The 5,966-nt window shown below is 42.2% G+C and carries 4 protein-coding genes and 4 pseudogenes; 2 read left to right on the top strand and 6 right to left on the bottom strand.

All coding sequences use genetic code 11. From position 1 onward, the window contains the following. From L1D55_RS26570 to nrtS, 4 genes are all read right to left on the bottom strand, one after another. Positions 1–185: transposase (locus tag L1D55_RS26570; protein WP_239917338.1), on the bottom strand; the 185-nt coding region annotated here is incomplete at its 3' end. A gap of 403 nt (positions 186–588) precedes the next feature. Then, entirely contained in the window at positions 589–1,320 is a 732-nt protein-coding gene (locus L1D55_RS26565; RefSeq protein ID WP_016769075.1) for an EAL domain-containing protein, read from the bottom strand. Positions 1,321–1,357: 37 nt separating this feature from the next. Beyond that, positions 1,358–2,287 carry a methyl-accepting chemotaxis protein gene (locus L1D55_RS26560; RefSeq protein WP_016769076.1) on the bottom strand — a complete coding sequence of 310 codons (930 nt, stop codon included), beginning with the start codon at positions 2,285–2,287 and terminating at the stop codon, positions 1,358–1,360. A 2-nt stretch (positions 2,288–2,289) separates the two neighbouring features. Further along, on the bottom strand, positions 2,290–2,529 hold the full coding sequence (nrtS, locus tag L1D55_RS26555; protein ID WP_016769077.1) for a nitrate/nitrite transporter NrtS: 240 nt from the start codon (positions 2,527–2,529) through the stop codon (positions 2,290–2,292). A gap of 276 nt (positions 2,530–2,805) precedes the next feature. On the opposite strand from nrtS, the pseudogene L1D55_RS26550 reads away from it, so the two are divergent. Both L1D55_RS26550 and L1D55_RS26545 read left to right on the top strand, forming a co-directional pair. Further along, positions 2,806–2,994: pseudogene (locus L1D55_RS26550) on the top strand (transposase); the annotation flags it as partial. A gap of 108 nt (positions 2,995–3,102) precedes the next feature. After that, positions 3,103–3,750: pseudogene (locus L1D55_RS26545) on the top strand (helix-turn-helix domain-containing protein); the annotation flags it as partial. Positions 3,751–3,849: 99 nt separating this feature from the next. On the opposite strand, the pseudogene L1D55_RS26540 reads toward L1D55_RS26545, so the two are convergent. After that, positions 3,850–5,164, bottom strand: a pseudogene (locus L1D55_RS26540) (ATP-binding protein). A 569-nt stretch (positions 5,165–5,733) separates the two neighbouring features. Then, positions 5,734–5,966, bottom strand: a pseudogene (locus L1D55_RS26535) (transposase); the annotation flags it as partial.

Below are 5,966 nucleotides of genomic sequence, written 5' to 3'. Positions count from 1 at the left end.
GCTAGTTCTTGCTCTCGCTGACTAGTACTGGTGTCTTTCTTCGAGTTCTTTCGCCACCCGTAGATTTGAGATTCATGTAAAGAAAGCTGTCTTGCTGTCGCAGCTACTCCCACTTTATCTGCTAACTTCAGGGCTTCTGCTTTAAATTCAGGGGAATGTTTAATTCTAGTTTTCTTAGTTGTCATTGTTCACCTCGTTAGTGATTGTACTCACTTAACTCAGTGTCCAAAACTGCTGGGGCGGATCACTCTTAACGAGTTGTGCACCAACCGAAAGGAAGTCAGCAAGAGTAGTGTTTTGTCCCTCTTGTGCGGTAATTTCAATTATACTTGATCTTGTATGCGTGTGTTCTGTGGTTGTAGCGTTACTGCGAAAATCAAAAGAGCGGAGCATGCGCGAGTGATAATGTTGAGTGACTTTGAGATTTGGTATACCTCTTCAGTTGGGTGGATTTGTTCTACTTGAAGCAAAGTATACTTGTTGGTATTTTTAGATAAATGTGGCTATATTTATAATCTCAATATATAGAACAATAAGGATATCAAAGTCCAACTGTACGATTTTTATTGAGGACTAGGTTTTTGTGACTCAAATAAGTGGCTGTGGCTTATCAAAAAGATAGCCTTGTGCTAGATCGATGTTCAGTTGCTCCGCCATATCGAGCTGTACGTGCTCCTCAATCCCTTCAGCTAAAACAGCGCCACCGTAGTCATGAACCGCTTTGACGACCGCTTTTATTTCATCAACTAGAGTAGGATCAAACGTAAGTCTGCTGATGATTTTGATGCAAAGTTTGACTACCTCTGGTTTGACTTCATCGATCAGCGCCAAATCAAAAAATCCGCAGCCAACATCGTCAAGCCAGAACTGATAGCCTTGCTTTCTCAATTGAGCCATTCGCTGTTTTATTGGTTGCCAGTCACGTATCGGTAAGTGTTCAGTGAGCTCAATCTTAATTCTTTCAGCCAGTGCGTAGCGGTTTAGTATCTGAAATACGGTTTTATCTAACAACAGGTTAGGAGCAAGATTAACGGTGTAACATCCTATAGATGTATGGGCGGCAATGTTTTCAAGATGAACTTCGAGGATGACAATTTCCAACTGCCTGCTGAGTTGTTGTGATTGAGCAGCGATAAACAACTGATCGGGTCGATGCCACAAGGAGTCTGAAGGACCACGAACTAAAACCTCATGTCCATAAGTGGTCTGGCGTTTAAGATCTCTAATAGACTGAACATATGAATATAGTGAACGCTCACTTAAGATATCACTCAGTGAAACAGCAGTCCCTGTTTCAAGTGGTGTTTGGCTTTGGTTCATGTCGCAATTTTCCTTGTTTGCTTACACGCTATCGGAGTTAAGCATTTCTTTTCTGGTCCGTTTTATCATTCAGTTGCAGATAAGATAAAGAGTTGAGGATCTGTTCCGCGAGTTCATGGTTGTTGCCCGAGAGGCTTATTGATAGCTTGGTGTCTTCAACTAGGGCTTCCATGTTTTGCTTAACCGTGTTGGAGTCGGACAGTTGAGCCTCAATGGCGTCCATGATGGTTTTAGAAGCTGTTTTACTATCAAGCGACATGTTCATCAAGTTCTTCATGTTATGCATGGTGTTTTTGGTTACTTCTGAGCTAAGAATAATGACGTCCTCAACCTCTTTTTGTTTGTTGAAAATGCTGTCTGATATCTTTGAAATCGACGCCATTTCAGTGTCGATGTTCTCAGCAGACTGATTCGCCGTGTTCGCAAGTTGACGGACTTCGTCTGCGACTACTGCAAAACCGCGGCCGTGCTCCCCAGCTCGAGCGGCTTCAATCGCGGCATTAAGCGCCAACAGGTTTGTTTGTGCAGCGATACCTTTAATAGAATCCACCAATTGGGTGACGTTCTTGTTAATCTCATTCAGTGATTCGAGCAGTTCGCTAAACTGGCAGATCTTTTCTTTGGAAACTAATACTTGCTCTTCCAAAGCCTCCAGCTTGTCGATGGTATTAGCCGCAGTTTCTGCCGTTTGACTGGAGTATTGATGGCTCTCACAAGACAGCTTGTTAATACTTTCTGACTGCTCGATAAAGTGATTCACTAACTCATAGCTCTGTTTAATCGACTCAGCACGACTTCGTGACGCTTTATGGACATTGGCTGCATTGACGTAAATTTTCTTCGCATAGTCGGTGGGATCATTCTGTTTGAATAGAGAGTACTTTTCAGAGACTTTCTTCAGTTCTGCAAGATGGCTAGTATGAACTTCGACAATATCCGATGACGGTTTTTTAAACGAAAATATCATTATTAGACGGCCTTCTTTCGGGATTGAAGAGTTGCAGAAACGCTGGCTTGGGTAGACACACAAAAGGGTACGCAGTAAGTCATCAAGATCTTAATGATCAGCGTTATGTCAATGTTGCTGGAGAGCAATTTGTCACCGTGATTAATGAACATAAGAATGGTGCCAACTATGAGAGAAACCTTGAGTGAGCGTTTCAGTATCGTAGGTTCGCCTGCGGTTTTAATAAACTGAGCTAAAGGCATCTGCAACCTCTGTTTAGATGAGTATTGTTTTGGTGAATCATATATATTATTGAACGATTGTTCAAATTAATAGTGGTGTTCAACTGCAACTTACGTAAGGTTAATTGAGTATATTCAATCGCTAAAAGTTCTATGTGCCTTAGCAGTGTTCTTTCGCATTGAGGCTTTGTTGCGTAATTCGATGTAAGTAAATGTCAATGGCGTTGTTGACTAAATCAGTTGAACCTTTCCTCAATAGTGCGATCTGATCCCATGTAGTCAAAACATGGTGATGTTTTGGGTAAATCTAAGAAGAAGATAACGAACTGGAGTGAATATAATGAAGCCTTGTGCAAAAGAGGCTCAGTAACGTTTTGGATTGACGACTCTGCCGTTGAAGCATGGCAATGCAAAAGCCACCATGGCAAACGTGGTAGAGGCTTTCAATTTCCTGATACTGCTATTGAAACAGCTTTGATGATTAAAGTGTACTAATTCAGACTAGATCTGACACTTCAATTTGAAAAGAAGAGAGTTACCCACTTTGATTAAAGGTGCTTAGTCATCAATCAAAGACAATAAGAGGTAACTCTCATGCTTTATACTAGCAATCCAATCATCAAACACAAAGCTGGGCTTCTCAATCTTGCAGAAGAGCTTGGTAATGTATCTCGAGCCTGTAAGGTTATGGGTGTCTCTCGAGACACGTTTTATCGCTATCAAGAGTTGGTTGAAACTGGCGGTATTGATGCTCTGATTAATCAGAGCAGAAGAACACCAAACTTAAAGAATCGAGTCGATAGTGAAACTGAACAAGCCGTCCTAAAATACGCCATCGACTTTCCTGCTCATGGGCAAGTTAGAACAAGCAATGAACTACGTAAACTGGGTGTCTTTCTCTCTCCAAGTGTCGTGCGCTCAATCTGGCTCCGCAACGACCTAGAAAACTTCAAAAAACGCCTCATTGCCTTAGAAAAACAAGTTGCTGAGAACGGTATCATTCTAACGGAAGAGCAAGTCGCAGCTCTCGAGCGCAAGAAGCATGATGATGAAGTTTGTGGTGAGATAGAGACCGCACACCCAGGCTATCTAGGCTCTCAAGACACATTCTATGTTGGCAATCTTAAAGGGGTTGGGCGTATCTATCAGCAGACGTTCGTTGATACCTACAGCAAAATAGCTTTCGCAAAACTCTACACGACAAAAACACCAATCACCGCAGCAGATATGTTGAATGACAAGCCATAAACGACCGTGTCATGATTATCTAGACTCAATAAGTTCATTGGGAGACAGCATCTCCCGACCGATGTTGGACATTATTCCAGAGATGTTTTGTAGTTACTGTATGGGTTTGTCAGTTGAGTCATTACATATCTGAGTGGTAATAGTAAATACCGCACCTTTTAAGGTTGGGCTCTGACCAACCTCCACGGTTGCGTTGTGTTGAGCACAGATCTTATCGACAATTGAAAGCCCCAAGCCATGGCCACTCTTAGCTTTATTACGCGCTTTATCGCCCACGTAAAAGGGTTCAAACAGACGAGCCTGGTGTTCTTGTGCTACGCCATCACCATCGTCATGTACCGCAATCTGTAGCTGATCTTGATGCACGCTGGCTTCAATCGACATCTGTGAACGTGCGAACTTCATTGCGTTACGTACTAGGTTATCTAAGGCTCGGATAAGCAGAGTTTCATCCGCTAGTATTGAGCTAGGTTGTTCTGGCAGTGATAAGTCGATGTTGAGCTCTGTGTCTTTGTTCCAGCGTGTCATCGCGTGCTCGAGAACGTCTCTTATCTCTAATGACTGGGGTTGCTTTTCGAGGTCAATGCTATCAAATTTGGTGTAGCACAACAGTTCTTCGACCATCTTTTCCATCTCTTCTGTATCTTCGATAATACTTTCAACGGTGTGTTGTTGCGATTCATTAAGCGGCGTGTCTTTGAGTATTTCAGTTTGCCATTGAATACGAAATATTGGCGTGCGTAATTCATGAGCAACGGCTTTGGTGAGTGAGCGGTTACTTTCAATTAAGTGATGAATTCGGTCGGCCATTAGGTTAAAGGATTTGTTCAGTGAACCAATCGCAATACCACTTGAAGTCTCGGCTCGAGAGATCGCCTTCAGAAAAACGCAAAGTGGCAACCTCAAGCTTTCTAACACGGCGGAAAATAATTAACAAATGACTTACGCCGTAAACGATACAACTAGCCAAAAAGAATACCCAAATGAGGTTATCTTCCAATTCTATTTTTTCTCGAACAAATGCTTGATTATCGGGTAGGTAATGATAGGTGTTATCACTGCCTACTAAACGAAACCAAAGATTTCGTTCATCATCGTGAAAGATAAAGCTATTCGGGTGAGTACTAAAAAACTCCGAAACTGGCCCCGGTATTTCATCATTTGAACTGAACGTGACGAGTATATTTTGAGAGATCTCCACAAATTGATCTATCGCTTGATGAGCCGATTTAAGGCTTTGATTTTTTGCGATGTTTGCTATGAGTTGCTGGTGGGCTGTCGCTTCGTAATCTTGCAGCACATAGTCGTAGTCGGTATTGAGTTGATAGACAGAAACTTCGTAGGCGACAATACCAATAAAAAAGCAAACTAACAGCCCCAATAAAGACTCCAAATAAATACGTCGCATAATCGTTCTCGTTTATTACGCTCGTAGTGAGCGAAGTTAATACCTAGCGGTTAAAAAAATAAGTAGTCTTTATCGTGAATGATCTGAATTATTTTTGCTCGAGCATGGTCGTCACCGAGCATTTGTCTTAGGCGCACAACCTTGTTATTAATCGTCCGGTCGATCCTGTCATACTCAATGCTAACCAGTATCTTCGTCAAATAGTCAAGTGATTACGGCGTATCTGAATTGCTTGCTAATAAAGTCGATCAAACTCGCGATCTGTGAGTGATAAACTGCACCTGAAAGTTCATATTTATTATATGTTTTTTCAGAGCGAGTTAATCAAATTGAAGGTTATTTGAACCACCGTCTGAAGCAGTTTTGGCAGCGTAATAGTGAACGAACTCAGGCCAGCAGAAATCTTGGTTTCATTGGCTTGATGGCAGAGTCATCAGTCCTTTCTTACCCGCAATACGATCAAAGTCGTCATCACCAGTGGTGAGTATCAATACTTTACCTTTATAGAGTGTATGCGTCTGTCGGAACATTGTCAGTCTAGCGGTTACAGGAAGCACTGACGGATCCCCTCATAATTGCCCTAGTCCTGCGTTGTGTGTGAGCCTTTGATATTCGAACATTCCCCATTGATATTGGGATTCGTTAATTTGATATCGTCGATGATTTCGTACCTCTCTTCCTAGACGAGGTATGGATAGAACTCGGCGGTGTTTAATGCTATTGGCTTGGAAGTCAAAATGCCACTTGGCTTGTACTGCAATGAGGCCATTCCACCACATCAAGATTTCAGCGAGCAACGCAA

The organism is Vibrio sp. Isolate22 (genome assembly GCF_022398115.1).
GTDB lineage: Bacteria > Pseudomonadota > Gammaproteobacteria > Enterobacterales > Vibrionaceae > Vibrio.
The sequence above is the reverse complement of the archived record's forward strand: the minus strand, read 5'-3'. Positions and strand labels throughout refer to the sequence as shown.